General features: G+C 52.1%; 12 protein-coding genes. 6 read left to right on the top strand and 6 right to left on the bottom strand.

All coding sequences use genetic code 11. From position 1 onward, the window contains the following. Positions 1-14 precede the first annotated feature (14 nt). A complete protein-coding gene (locus DYA43_RS01300) occupies positions 15-1,286 on the top strand; it encodes an Nramp family divalent metal transporter (RefSeq protein WP_020429043.1) in 1,272 nt (423 codons plus the stop codon). A gap of 64 nt (positions 1,287-1,350) precedes the next feature. Here the strand turns inward: DYA43_RS01300 and rapA are convergent, their stop codons facing one another. After that, on the bottom strand, positions 1,351-4,260 hold the full coding sequence (rapA, locus tag DYA43_RS01295) for an RNA polymerase-associated protein RapA (RefSeq protein WP_061056114.1): 2,910 nt from the start codon (positions 4,258-4,260) through the stop codon (positions 1,351-1,353). Between the two features lie 416 nt (positions 4,261-4,676). Here rapA and DYA43_RS01285 point away from each other — a divergent pair, with 416 nt between their 5' ends. From DYA43_RS01285 to DYA43_RS01265, 5 genes are all read left to right on the top strand, one after another. Further along, on the top strand, positions 4,677-6,053 hold the full coding sequence (locus tag DYA43_RS01285) for a PhoH family protein (RefSeq protein ID WP_061056113.1): 1,377 nt from the start codon (positions 4,677-4,679) through the stop codon (positions 6,051-6,053). A gap of 117 nt (positions 6,054-6,170) precedes the next feature. Then, positions 6,171-7,175 carry an ornithine carbamoyltransferase gene (locus tag DYA43_RS01280; RefSeq protein WP_061056112.1) on the top strand — a complete coding sequence of 335 codons (1,005 nt, stop codon included), beginning with the start codon at positions 6,171-6,173 and terminating at the stop codon, positions 7,173-7,175. A gap of 307 nt (positions 7,176-7,482) precedes the next feature. After that, complete coding sequence (gene pyrB / locus DYA43_RS01275; RefSeq protein ID WP_020329546.1) at positions 7,483-8,412, top strand: aspartate carbamoyltransferase; 930 nt, start codon at positions 7,483-7,485, stop codon at positions 8,410-8,412. Positions 8,413-8,424: 12 nt separating this feature from the next. Next, positions 8,425-8,892, top strand: coding sequence for an aspartate carbamoyltransferase regulatory subunit (pyrI, locus tag DYA43_RS01270; protein ID WP_020329545.1), 468 nt, complete (start codon positions 8,425-8,427; stop codon positions 8,890-8,892). 105 nt (positions 8,893-8,997) lie between these two features. Continuing rightward, on the top strand, positions 8,998-9,387 hold the full coding sequence (locus tag DYA43_RS01265) for a RidA family protein (protein ID WP_020329544.1): 390 nt from the start codon (positions 8,998-9,000) through the stop codon (positions 9,385-9,387). Between the two features lie 56 nt (positions 9,388-9,443). Here DYA43_RS01265 and DYA43_RS01260 read toward each other — a convergent pair whose 3' ends face one another. The 5 genes from DYA43_RS01260 to DYA43_RS01240 all read right to left on the bottom strand — a co-directional run bounded on the left by DYA43_RS01260 (position 9,444) and on the right by DYA43_RS01240 (position 12,764). Next, the gene (locus tag DYA43_RS01260; protein ID WP_020329543.1) at positions 9,444-10,184 is read right to left on the bottom strand and encodes a 1-acylglycerol-3-phosphate O-acyltransferase; all 741 of its coding nucleotides are present in this window, start codon (positions 10,182-10,184) and stop codon (positions 9,444-9,446) included. Positions 10,185-10,256: 72 nt separating this feature from the next. Then, positions 10,257-11,522 carry a UDP-N-acetylglucosamine 1-carboxyvinyltransferase gene (murA, locus tag DYA43_RS01255; RefSeq protein ID WP_020329542.1) on the bottom strand — a complete coding sequence of 422 codons (1,266 nt, stop codon included), beginning with the start codon at positions 11,520-11,522 and terminating at the stop codon, positions 10,257-10,259. 9 nt (positions 11,523-11,531) lie between these two features. Continuing rightward, complete coding sequence (gene ibaG, locus DYA43_RS01250) at positions 11,532-11,786, bottom strand: BolA family iron metabolism protein IbaG (protein WP_020329541.1); 255 nt, start codon at positions 11,784-11,786, stop codon at positions 11,532-11,534. Further along, on the bottom strand, positions 11,779-12,108 hold the full coding sequence (locus DYA43_RS01245; RefSeq protein ID WP_020329540.1) for an STAS domain-containing protein: 330 nt from the start codon (positions 12,106-12,108) through the stop codon (positions 11,779-11,781). Before DYA43_RS01245 ends, ibaG begins: the two co-directional genes overlap by 8 nt. Continuing rightward, positions 12,105-12,764, bottom strand: coding sequence for an MlaC/ttg2D family ABC transporter substrate-binding protein (locus tag DYA43_RS01240; protein ID WP_061057179.1), 660 nt, complete (start codon positions 12,762-12,764; stop codon positions 12,105-12,107). The genes DYA43_RS01245 and DYA43_RS01240 overlap by 4 nt, the downstream gene beginning before the upstream one ends. Positions 12,765-12,766: the final 2 nt, after the last annotated feature.

The raw sequence follows: 12,766 nt of genomic DNA, 5'->3' as shown, positions 1-12,766 counted from the left end.
CATAAGGAACAAGAATGGAAAACGCCGTCCCTTATCCATCCGAACAACGGCTCTCATTATCACAACTACTTCGCTCACTAGGTCCTGGCATCATGATGGCAGCCGCAGCCGTTGGCGGTTCTCATCTGGTGGCATCAACCAAAGCGGGTGCTATTTATGGCTGGCAACTCGCGGTCCTGATCCTGCTGGTTAACCTGTTTAAATACCCGTTCTTCAAAGCAGGCGTACAGTACACCATGGGCACCGGTGACAGTTTGGTCGAAGGCTACGCCAAAATGGGCAAACCTTACCTGTGGATCTTCACGGTACTGGCGGTGTTCTCAGGCATCGTTAACACGGCTGCACTGCTGATGTTCAGTGCCAGTCTGCTGAGTTACTTCATTCCGTTTGAGCTTTCTATGCCTGTGCTGTGCGGCATCGTGCTTGCCACCTGTCTGATCATTCTGTTTGCCGGCCATTACCGCGCACTGGATACGCTGTCTAAAGTGATCATGGCGGTATTGACCATCGCCACGCTATTGGCGGTCGTGATTGCCGCAGCGAACCCGGCCCCCGTCACGGTAACGACAGAAGGCCCATCACCATGGACGCTGGCCGCAATCGGCTTTTTGGTGGTGACCATGGGCTGGATGCCTGCGCCGATTGAGATCTCGTCGCTGACGTCAGTATGGTTGAAAAGTCAGTGTCGCCAGCAACGTGTGACTGCGCAGTCTGCCCTGTTCGACTTCAACGTCGGTTACATCGGCACTGCGATTCTGGCGATTGTTTTTCTTGCGTTGGGCGCTTTGGTGCTGCACGGCACTGGTGTAGAGCTGTCAAAATCCGGCGTGGGTTTCTCGCATCAGTTAGTCGGTCTGTACGCCTCCACTATCGGTGAATGGTCACGCTACCTGATTGCTGTGATTGCCTTCTTCTGTATCTTCGGTAGTACTATTACGGTGATTGATGGCTACTCACGCGTGATTGCCGAATCACAGCGTCTGCTGAAAGAGCAGAAAGAACAGAGTCCGAAAGTGCTGCAAGGCTGGATGATTCTGGTATCGGCTGCATCACTGGCCATCATTGTGTTCTTTGCGTCTGCTCTGATGCCCATGCTGAACTTTGCCATGATCATGGCCTTCATGACCACGCCAGTATTTGCGCTGCTGAACTACGTTCTGGTGACACGTACCGAGCTGCCGGACGAGCTGAAGGTGGGACCGAAACTCAAAGCGCTGTCGATTCTCGGCCTGATTTACTTGTTTGGTTTCCTGGCGCTGTTCATCTGGTGGAAATGGTTGATGTAATCCCGCCATTTTACAGACATAAAAAAGGCCTTCCACTGGAAGGCCTTTTTACATTTCGGGGAACTTAGTTGTGTGCCACTACAATCAGACGCAATGAATCAAGCTGATACTGTGCCTGTGCGATGTAGCCGGTCAGCTCCTGAATCTGCTGCTCCAGCACCTCAATCTCTTCATCACGAATGTTCGGGTTGACCGCTTTAAGCGCCTGCAAACGTTCCAGTTCACCGTTGAGGATCTGGTGCATCTCTTTCTGCGCCTGCTCGCGAATCGCGGTAACCTGCTCCATCACGGGAACTTCACTGGCCGTGATCAGACGATGAACGTCGTTCTGCACTGAGCTCACCAGCTTGCTGGCCAGATGACGGTTCACCGGGCTGAGCTGGCGGTTGAACGCTTCAAACTCCACCTGTGCCGACAAATCATTGCCACGCGCGTCCATCAACATACGGATTGGCGTTTGTGGCAGGAAGCGGCTGATGCCAGTGCGTTTTGGTGCCTGTGCATCCACCAGATAAACCAGTTCAAGCAAAATGGTGCCCACTGGCAGCGCTTTGTTTTTCAGCAGAGAAACCGCCGAAACGCCCACGCCTTCGCTCATCAACAGATCAATACCGCCTTGAACCATCGGATGTTCCCAACTGATGAAGTGCATATCTTCACGCGACAGCGCGGTATCGCGGTCAAATGTGATGGTCGCACCTTCATACGGCAGACCCGGGTAGCTCGGCACCATCATGTGTTCAGACGGCGTCACCACCAACGCGTTCTCACCACGGTCTTCCTGATTAAGGCCGATGGTATCAAACAGGCTCAGCGCAAACGTCACCAGATTGGTGTCGCCATCGGTCGCGGCAATTTGCTTGGCAATCTGCTGCGCTTTGTCGCCACCGTTGGAGTGCATTTCCAGCAGTCGATCTCGCCCTTGCTCCAACTGAGCTTTGAGCGTTTTGTTCATCTTGGCCGATTCATCGATGATCGCATCCAGCTCGCTGTCATCGCCGGAAGCCAGAATCGGGATCAGGCGCTCGGCAAACTCATCGTACACCGCGCGGCCTGTCGGACAGGTTTCGGCAAACGCATTGAGACCTTCCTGGTACCAGCGCGCCAGAATCGCCTGTGAGGTGCCTTTGAGGTAGGGCACATGAATATCAATGTCGTTCTTTTGGCCGATACGATCCAGACGACCGATACGCTGCTCCAGCAGGTCTGGGTTGAACGGTAAATCAAACATCACCAGTTGGCTGGCAAACTGGAAGTTACGACCTTCAGAACCGATTTCACTACAGATCAGCACCTGTGCGCCGCCCTCTTCTTGGGCAAAGTACGCCGCCGCTTTATCACGCTCCAGAATCGACATGCCTTCGTGGAATACCGTCGCGCGGATACCTTCACGCTCACGCAGTGCTTGTTCCAGTTGCAGCGCGGTACTGGCGCGTGATGCGATCACCAGGATCTTGTCACTGCGTTTGGCTTTGACTTTTTCAAGCAGCCAGTTAACGCGTGAGTCAAACTGCCACCAGCTGGCATCATCGCCCTCGAACTCTTGGAAGATTTCTTCCGGATAGAGCATTTTCATCGCACGAGCTTCCGGACTGAGCTTACCGCCAATCATGCCAGCCACACGCATCGAGGTGGTGTATTGCTGCGGGATCTCCATCTCCATCAGATGCACATTGCGCACCGGGAAGCCCTTGATTGCCGCGCGGGTGTTACGGAACAGTACACGTCCGGTACCGTGACGATCCATCAGGTTATCAATCAGCTCCTGACGTGCCGATGCTTTCTCTTCTTCATCTGCCTGGCTTTCCAGCACGCGGAACAGCGGTTCCACATCCTGCTCCGACAGCAGCTCGGTAATTTGGTTTTTGGCGTCATTTGGCAGCGTCTGACCGGAAAACAGCGCACTCACCGCATCCGCCACCGGCTCGTATTGCGCTTCTTCCTGCACGAACGCTTCGTAGTCGTAGAAACGGTCTGCATCGAGCAGACGCAGACGAGCAAAGTGGCTTTCGCGGCCCAATTGCTCTGGCGTTGCGGTCAGCAGCAGAACGCCCGGCGTGCGCTCAGCCAGCGCTTCAATCACCTGATATTCACGGCTCGGTTTATCCTGACTCCACTCCAGGTGGTGCGCTTCATCGACCACCAGCAGATCCCATTCCGCCTCCAGTGCCTGTTCAAAACGCTGACGGCTCTTACGCAGGAAGTCGAGCGAACACAGGACAAACTGCTGAGTTTCAAATGGGTTGTCCGCTTCAGCGAACGCTTCCACGCAGCGCTCTTCGTCAAACACGGAGAAATGCAGGTTGAAACGGCGCAGCATTTCCACCAGCCACTGATGTTGCAGCGTTTCTGGTACCACGATCAGAATACGTTCCGCGCGGCCAGACAGCACCTGCTGGTGAATGATCATGCCCGCTTCGATGGTTTTACCCAGACCCACTTCGTCGGCGAGAAGCACACGCGGTGCATGACGACGGCCCACTTCATGGGCAATAAACAGCTGATGCGGGATCAGGCCAGCACGCATGCCACACAGGCCACGCATCGGGCTCTTGTGTTGCTGGTACTGGTTAGACAGCGCACGGTAGCGCAGCACAAAGTTGTCCATACGATCAATCTGACCGGCAAACAGTTTGTCCTGCGGTTTGTTAAAGCGAATTTGGTTGCTGAGGAAAATCTCGCGCAGCGCGACACCCGATTCTTCGGTGTCCTCACGCGTACCCAGATAGGTGAACAGGCCGTTCTCTTCCACCACCTGTTCCACTTGCAGCGACCAGCCTTCCTGGCAGTCAATCACGTCGCCGACATTAAACGTCACACGGGTTACCGGGGCATCGTTACGTGCGTACACGCGGTTTTCTTCGGATGCAGCAAACATCAGTGTCACAGTACGGGTATCCATGGCTACCACAGTACCTAAACCTAAATCGCTTTCCGTATCGCTTATCCAGCGTTGCCCCAAAGCAAAAGTCATGAATCGACTACCTCATCAATTTGGATTGGAATTTATAGTGACCTGCGACCACAAGAAGGGAGAGTCTAATTATGATAGTTCTGAAAGAGTGGTGCAGAAAAAGGTCGCTAATCTTACTTGATGGCGTGATGCAGGTCACGCCCATTCCCTGCTTTTTTTCGTCAAGATCTAACTGACATCAAACTGTAAGAAACCAGTGGCATTTGTAAAGAACAGCGTTGCTATACTCAAGGTGAAGGCGCGACGAGCTGAGGTGAAAACCTTGGCACAAAGTCTGCAAGTTCAAACAGAGAGTATCAACACGGGTTTGCACCAATCGACAAGTGATCGAATGCCTGACCCAAGCGTACGATCCTTGTAAGTACTGTGGCAAACATCCTTTGCAAAGCAAGCTACTACGTAGCAAGGAGACGCTTATGGGCGATACCGATCGGAAACTGTTTGTACTGGATACCAATATCCTGCTTCATGAACCTCTAGCCATCTACTCCTTCCAAGAACATGACGTGGTCATTCCCATGACCGTCCTCGAAGAACTCGACCGAATCAAAGACAGCAAGCGCGATGTTGCGCGCGATGCCCGTGTGGCAATTCGTGCCTTAGAGAATATGTTCCACGACGCGACTCCAGATGAGATTTCAGAAGGGATTCCGTTTACCAAACACGGCAGTGCGACCGGCACCATCTCCATTCTCGCCGATTACGATGTCCACGAAAGCGTTAAAGCGTTTACTGACAAAGAGGGCGACAACCGTATCCTCAACGCGGTTCTGCATCTGCAGAACAAACGTGCGCCACGCTCGGTGGTGCTGATCACTAAAGACATCAACATGCGTTTGCGCGCCAAAGGCGCTGGCGTGCGTTTTGTTGAAGATTATCGTACCGACCAACTGATCGACGACGTGCAGTATCTGACCAAAGGTTTTCAGACCCGCCCGGGGAATTTCTGGGACAAAGTGGACAGCGTCGACAGCTACTCACTCGGCGGCAAAACCTTCCACAAACTGGATCGAGAGCAGTTTGAACCCACCTACATCAATCAATACGTACTGGACGAAGAGAGTGACTTCGCTGCGCGGGTTGAAACCATCACCGAAGACAAAATCACTCTGCTCGATTTAAGTCGTGAACGCATGCTGCACCGCAAAGCATGGGACATTACACCGAAAAATATCTATCAGGGCATGGCGCTCGATGCCCTGCTCGACCCAGACATCGATCTGGTGATTCTGACTGGCGCTGCCGGTAGTGGTAAAACGCTGCTGGCCATGGCGGCTGCACTTGAGCAGACCGTTGAGAAAAAGATGTTCGACAAGATCATCGTCACGCGTAACACGCCGGATATCGGCGAATCGATTGGTTTCCTGCCCGGCACCGAGGAAGAGAAAATGATGCCTTGGCTGGCAGCCGTTACCGATACGCTGGAAGCACTGCATAAGAACGATCACTGCACTGAAGGGTCGCTGAAATACATCGTCGACAAAGCCAACATTCAGTTCAAATCCATCAACTTTATGCGCGGCCGGTCTATTCAGGATGCATTTGTGCTGCTGGATGAGTGTCAGAACCTCACCGCTTCGCAAATCAAAACCATCATTACCCGTTGCGGCGAAGGCACCAAGATCGTCTGCTCGGGCAACCTGGCGCAAATTGACTCCCCTTACCTGACCCCGGTGACCTCCGGTTTGACCTACATGGTTGAGCGCTTCAAAAACTTCGAAGGCAGCGCCAACATCCACCTCAACGGTGTCGTCCGCAGCCGTCTGGCTGAATTCGCCGAAGAGAATTTATAATCACATTTGGCGAGATATTATCTATATCTCGCCACTTTATTTAAAATAATTATTCACCTTTATAGCATTTGTATGTTTTACTAGCCGTACTCAATTGTTACAGCTAAGGACTGAGATATGGCTTTCAATTTACGTCACCGCAATTTTCTCAAACTGCTCGATTTCACGCCGAAAGAAATTCAGTTTCTGCTGGACCTTTCTGCCGACCTGAAACGCGCAAAATACGCGGGTACCGAGCAGAAAACCCTGACGGGTAAAAACATCGCGCTCATCTTTGAAAAGTCCTCTACTCGAACCCGCTGTGCTTTTGAAGTGGCGGCATTTGATCAGGGCGCTCAGGTGAGTTACCTCGGCCCGTCGGGCTCGCAAATCGGCCACAAAGAGTCGATGAAAGACACCGCGCGCGTGCTCGGCCGCATGTACGATGGTATTCAGTATCGTGGCTTTGGCCAGGAAATCGTTGAAGAACTCGGCCAGTTCGCTGGTGTTCCCGTCTGGAACGGTTTGACCGATGAATTCCACCCGACGCAAATTCTGGCCGACTTTCTGACCATGCAAGAACACGGTCGCGGTAAAGCGCTGCACGAAATCAGCTTTGCTTACCTCGGCGATGCACGTAATAACATGGGCAACTCGCTGATGGTGGGCGCCGCGAAAATGGGCATGGATATCCGTCTGGTTGCACCAAAAGCGTTCTGGCCAAACGCCGAGTTGGTGCAAACCTGCCAGCAGATTGCCGAGCAAACCGGAGCCCGCATTACTCTGACTGAACATGTCGCCGAAGGCGTCAAAGGGTGTGATTTCCTCTACACTGATGTGTGGGTTTCAATGGGTGAAGCTGCCGATGCATGGGATGAACGCGTTGCAATGATGAAACCGTATCAGGTCAACATGCACACCATCGAAGCGACCGGCAATCCGCACGTCAAATTCATGCACTGTCTGCCTGCGTTCCACAACGATGAAACCACCATCGGTAAACAAGTCGCCGAAAAATACGGCATGAAAGGGCTGGAAGTGACGGAAGAAGTGTTTGAATCCGACTACTCCATCGTGTTTGACGAAGCCGAAAACCGCATGCACACCATCAAAGCTGTCATGGTCGCGACGCTGGGTTCCTGATTCAACCCGAAGGCTCAATAGGTGATTCCGGCGAGTGAAAGGCGCGAACAAAGCGACAGTGATCAGGATGCCGAAGATTGTGAGTTAATCGCTTGCGCTCACACCACTTAGGCGTATAATGCCGAGCAATTTGTCTGAGGGGTAGCCGGTGAAACAAGTCCAGGTAACACATTACACATTCGGTAAGCGAGCATGCTTACAGGGCGTCGTATTTGCCCCCTCTATTGATTTTTAAAGCCTCCCAGATCGGGGGGCTTTTTTATGGCTAAAAGCCGGGTATTGCTACACATTTATAGGGACGAAGATCATGGCGAATTCGCTTTATCAAAAGCACATCATCTCCATTTCTGAGCTTTCACGTGAAGAACTGGAACTGATTGTAAACACCGCGGGCCAGCTTAAAGCTCAGCCTAATCCGGAACTGATCAAACACAAAGTCGTCGCGAGCTGTTTCTTTGAACCATCGACCCGTACTCGTTTGTCGTTCGAGACGGCGATTCAGCGTATCGGTGGCAGCGTGATTGGTTTTGATAACGGCGGAAACACTTCTCTGGCCAAAAAAGGCGAAACACTGGCGGATTCAGTGCAGGTGATTTCCTCTTACGTGGATGCCTTCGTGATGCGTCACCCGCAGGAAGGTGCGGCGCGTCTGGCGTCTGAATTCTCCAATGGTGTGCCAGTCATCAACGCCGGTGACGGTTCCAACCAACACCCAAGCCAAACGCTGCTGGATCTTTTCACGCTATTTGAAACTCAGGGCCGTCTCGACAACCTGAATGTTGCGTTCGTCGGTGACCTGAAATATGGCCGCACAGTGCATTCTCTGGCTCAGGCTCTGGCGAAATTCAACAATAACCGCTTTTTCTTCGTCGCACCGGAAGCACTGGCGATGCCAGACTACATCTGTGAAGAGCTGGACGAAGCGGGCGTCGAATACAGCCTGCACGCCGACATGGAAAGCGTGATTCCGGAACTGGACATACTGTACATGACTCGCGTGCAGAAGGAGCGTTTCGACGAATCCGAATACGCCCACATCAAGTCGGCGTACGTACTGACCGCGGCAATGCTGGACAATGCCCGTCCGAACATGAAAGTGCTGCACCCGCTGCCACGTGTCGATGAGATCACGACCGATGTCGACAAAACACCGCACGCCTACTTCTTCCAACAGGCAGAAAACGGCGTGTACGCGCGTGAAGCCCTGCTTGCCCTTGTTCTGAACGAATCACTGTAATCGGAGTCTGCCATGAGTAAAGAAACCAAACTGCAAGTTGAAGCGATTAAAAACGGCACAGTGATTGACCACATTCCAGCGAAAGTGGGCGTAAAAGTGCTGAAGCTGTTTGATATGCACAATTCCAACCAGCGTGTGACGATTGGCCTCAACCTGCCTTCATCGGCGCTGGGTCATAAAGATTTGCTGAAAATCGAGAACGTGTTCATCAGTGAAGAGCAAGCCAATAAGCTGGCGCTGTACGCACCGCACGCCACCGTGAACCAGATTGAAAACTACGAGGTGGTGAAGAAACTGGCACTGGAACTGCCTGAGCGCATCAACAATGTGTTTGCCTGCCCGAACAGCAACTGTATTTCGCACAACGAGCCGGTGGAAAGCAGCTTCCGCATTTTTGAAAAGGCCAACGATATTCGCCTGAAATGTAAGTACTGCGAGAAAGTGTTCTCACGCGAAATCGTGACCGAACGCGAAGCGTAAGCCATGAGGCCGACCGGGTGAAATCCATGGTCGGCTCTTTACCTCGCCGCCAAGAACAGGCACACTGACCGCTCGTTTTTTTGCTTAACCAATGGAATAACAAGCATGACAAAAGTTCTGCATACAGACTCTGCACCTGCAGCTATTGGCCCTTACATTCAAGGCGTTGATCTTGGCAACATGGTTCTGACTTCAGGCCAGATCCCAGTAAACCCAGCGACGGGTGAAGTACCAGCAGACATCGCGGCACAAGCACGCCAGTCTCTGGACAACGTCAAAGCCGTGGTTGAGGCCTCTGGTCTGACTGTCGGCGACATCGTGAAAATGACCGTGTTCGTTAAAGATCTGAACGACTTCGGCACCGTAAACGAAGTGTACGGCAAATTCTTTGATGAGCACCAAGTCGCTCACTACCCTGCACGCTCTTGCGTGGAAGTAGCTCGTCTGCCAAAAGATGTGGGTATCGAAATTGAAGCCATTGCCGTACGCAAGTAAGGTAATGAAAACAAAAAAGGTTGCTCATTGAGCAACCTTTTTTTATTGGACTGAAATCAGTTAGACGTCGCTTTCTTAGCATTGCGCATCGCCACTTCGTCATCCAGTTCTTGCAGTTTAGCTTTCATGTCGTGATAACAACGCTGCGACAGCTCACGCACATGCTCTTTACCCATGCCTTCTGTGCTCACTGGCGGGAGCATTTCAACAATGATGTGGCCGTTGTTCCAGCGGTTGAGGCGCAGTTTATCCGTCGAACTGCATACAATCGGAATGATAGGCACGCCTGCCCCTAGCGCAGCGTGAAACGCACCAGCTTTAAACGGCAGCAGACCACGGCCGCGTGAGCGGGTACCTTCCGGGAACATCCACACCGACACGTCGCTGTTTTTCATGCTATCGACCACTTGGTCGATGGTGCCTTTGGCTTTGGTTTTGTTCGCGCGGTCAATCAGAATGTTACCAGTCAGCCAGTAAAGCTGGCCAAACAGCGGCATCCACGCCAGGCTCTTTTTGCCGACGGTCACCACTTTTGGGGTCACCGCGGAAGAGACGGTAAACAAATCCCAGTTGTTCTGGTGGTTGGCAATGTAAATCGCCTGGCCACGATTGTAAGCATCATCCGGAATACGCAATTCCAGCTTAATGCCAAACACTTTGGACATCGCACCAAACATGCGACCAAAGGTAAATACGTGCTTCGGGTTACGCGGGCTAAGCAGGCAGTAACCACAACCGAACACAAACATCACGACAGCAAACAACGCCACCGCAAGAATACGGAGTAAAGCAATCATCCAGATTCTCCAAAGGAGCTAGAATAAAAAAGCCGAAACCCTTGGATTTCGGCCCATTGATAAGTCGGCAGTTTAACTCGACTCGCGGAAACGCTCAATATTTGCGCCCAGAGCCGACAGCTTGTCTTCGATCTTCTCGTAACCACGGTCGATGTGGTAGATACGATCAACGATGGTTTCGCCTTTGGCAATACAACCCGCGATCACCAGACTCGCCGATGCACGCAGGTCAGTGGCCATCACCTGAGCACCGCTCAGAGAATCCACATCACCACAGATCACCGTGTTGCCTTCAATTTCTGCTTTTGCGCCCATACGCATCAGCTCTGGCACATGCATGAAACGGTTTTCAAAGATGGTTTCAGTAATCACACCACCACCTTTGGCCATCATGTTCAGCAGGGTAAACTGAGCCTGCATGTCGGTTGGGAAACCTGGGTGTGGCGCGGTACGAATAGAGACGGCTTTGAGATCGCGCCCCGTCATATCAAGGCTGATCCAGTCTTCACCCGTTTCAATCAGTGCGCCCGCGTCTTCCAGCTTAGCCAGAACGGCTTCCAGCAGTTTGGCGTTGGTGTTGCGACACACCACTTTGCCGTGTGACACCGCGGCCGCCACCAGAAACGTACCCGTTTCGATACGGTCTGCCACCACTGAATGTTTACCGCCACCCAGACGCTCAACGCCTTCGATGGTGATAGTATCAGTACCGGCACCGCTAATCTTCGCGCCCAGCTTGTTCAGGAACATCGCCGTATCAACGATTTCTGGTTCACGCGCTGCGTTATCCAGTACGGTTTTACCATCTGCCAGTGTTGCAGCACACATGATGGTAATGGTGGCGCCGACACTGACTTTGTCCATGACGATGTGCGCGCCTTTCAGGCGGCCATCAACGGTCGCTTTCACGTAACCGTCTTCCAGAGCGATGGTAGCACCCAGTTGCTCCAGACCGTGAATATGCAAATCCACCGGACGAGCACCGATCGCACAGCCACCGGGCAGTGACACCTGACCGTGACCAAAACGAGCCACCAGCGGACCCAGAGCCCAAATTGATGCGCGCATGGTTTTCACCAAATCGTACGGTGCGCAGTATTGATCAATTTGACTTGGATCGACGTGGACAGAACCGTTACGTTCAACTTTGGCACCCAGACGCTTAAGCAGCTCCATGGTGGTGTCAATGTCACGTAAGTGAGGAACGTTAGCAACTTCTACTGGCTCAGACGCCAGGATAGAAGCAAATAAAATTGGCAGTGCAGCATTTTTTGCACCAGAGATGGTCACTTCGCCTTGCAGCGGTTTATTGGACCCAATAACTCGAAACTTATCCATTCACAAACCTTATAGCGACATCAACTTTTTATCGCGAGCCCACTCGCTAGGCGTGAACGCTTTGATTGACACAGCATGAATATCATTGCGCTGAATGTACTCCATCAGAGGAGCGTAGATCAGCTGCTGTTTCTTCACACGGCTCATGCCTTCAAAAACGGCATCAACAGCAATCACTTCGTAGTGACTGCCTTCACCTTTGACGTGAATCTCTTGAAGATTGAGTGCTTGTTCTAATATCTGTTGTACTTGTGCGCTATCCACAATTCACCCCTGCTGGTTGTTTAATGTGTCGAGACATCATTGCGTCAATGTTACTCAACTGAAACAGTGTGCGCAGTTGCTCTGGCACAAAACTCAGCATTATATGACAGTTTTGCTTTTTTGCATGCTCTAATAAGTGAATTAACATCACCATCCCCGCAGAATCGATACGTGTCACCGATTTCAGGGAAAGCTCACAATGCGCACCTTGCGGCTGCCATTGTTGCAAAACTGTCCACAACCCAGGCACGGTGTCGCGGTCTAACGCTCCGCTCAGCTCCGCCTGTTCAGGGTTTAGCTGTTGCCATTGTGGATGGCTCATTGGGTTTTACTCTCAAAGCGAATCGGTTGTGCTGACAAATCGTCAAGCTCTTTGGCCACCGCCAGAATACCCTCCTGACGAATCTTGCCATTCCACTCCGACTGTTTGCTCGACAACAGGCTGATACCTTCAGCAATCATGTCGAACGCACGCCATTCACCGGATTTCTCTTTACGCAATTTGAATTCCAGTTTGATATTCGGACGCGGAGTATCGACGATGTCGACTTTCACGCTGGTGATACGGCGATCATCGCCCACCGCCTGTTCCGGACCGAATTCAATCGTCTGATCACTGTACTGAGTCAGTACCTGAGCGTAACTGGTGACCAGATAAGCACGAAATGCGGTGATGAACCTCGCCACATCTTCACGCTTCGCTCCCTTCAGGTTTGGACCCAGCAATTTCAGCGCCGCATACTGATCGTTGACGTAAGGCATCAGCTCTTGTTCAACGATCACCTTCAGATGTTCCGGATCTTTATGCACCAGAGCCTGCTCAGCTTTGAGACGATCAAACGACTTTTGCGCCACCTGTTTCATCATCAGATACGGATCGGTCTGATCAATCTCCTGCGCGGCATTTGCCGTCCAGGTCAGCAACGCACTCACCAGAAGAATAACGTATTGTTTCAGCCACTTAGTTTTACTCAGCATGA

The organism is Vibrio fluvialis (assembly GCF_900460245.1).
Taxonomy (GTDB): domain Bacteria; phylum Pseudomonadota; class Gammaproteobacteria; order Enterobacterales; family Vibrionaceae; genus Vibrio; species Vibrio fluvialis.
The sequence above is the reverse complement of the archived record's forward strand: the minus strand, read 5'-3'. Positions and strand labels throughout refer to the sequence as shown.

What these genes read in the sequence shown, in the direction of transcription:
- DYA43_RS01265 (WP_020329544.1), top strand. Translation starts at nt 8,998, where the DNA reads ATGACAAAAGTTCTGCATACAGACTCTGCACCTGCAGCTATTGGCCCT.
- DYA43_RS01285 (WP_061056113.1), top strand. Translation starts at nt 4,677, where the DNA reads ATGGGCGATACCGATCGGAAACTGTTTGTACTGGATACCAATATCCTG.
- pyrI (WP_020329545.1), top strand. Translation starts at nt 8,425, where the DNA reads ATGAGTAAAGAAACCAAACTGCAAGTTGAAGCGATTAAAAACGGCACA.
- DYA43_RS01280 (WP_061056112.1), top strand. Translation starts at nt 6,171, where the DNA reads ATGGCTTTCAATTTACGTCACCGCAATTTTCTCAAACTGCTCGATTTC.
- DYA43_RS01240 (WP_061057179.1), bottom strand. Translation starts at nt 12,764, where the DNA reads ATGCTGAGTAAAACTAAGTGGCTGAAACAATACGTTATTCTTCTGGTG.
- DYA43_RS01300 (WP_020429043.1), top strand. Translation starts at nt 15, where the DNA reads ATGGAAAACGCCGTCCCTTATCCATCCGAACAACGGCTCTCATTATCA.
- DYA43_RS01245 (WP_020329540.1), bottom strand. Translation starts at nt 12,108, where the DNA reads ATGAGCCATCCACAATGGCAACAGCTAAACCCTGAACAGGCGGAGCTG.
- DYA43_RS01260 (WP_020329543.1), bottom strand. Translation starts at nt 10,184, where the DNA reads ATGATTGCTTTACTCCGTATTCTTGCGGTGGCGTTGTTTGCTGTCGTG.
- rapA (WP_061056114.1), bottom strand. Translation starts at nt 4,260, where the DNA reads ATGACTTTTGCTTTGGGGCAACGCTGGATAAGCGATACGGAAAGCGAT.
- murA (WP_020329542.1), bottom strand. Translation starts at nt 11,522, where the DNA reads ATGGATAAGTTTCGAGTTATTGGGTCCAATAAACCGCTGCAAGGCGAA.
- pyrB (WP_020329546.1), top strand. Translation starts at nt 7,483, where the DNA reads ATGGCGAATTCGCTTTATCAAAAGCACATCATCTCCATTTCTGAGCTT.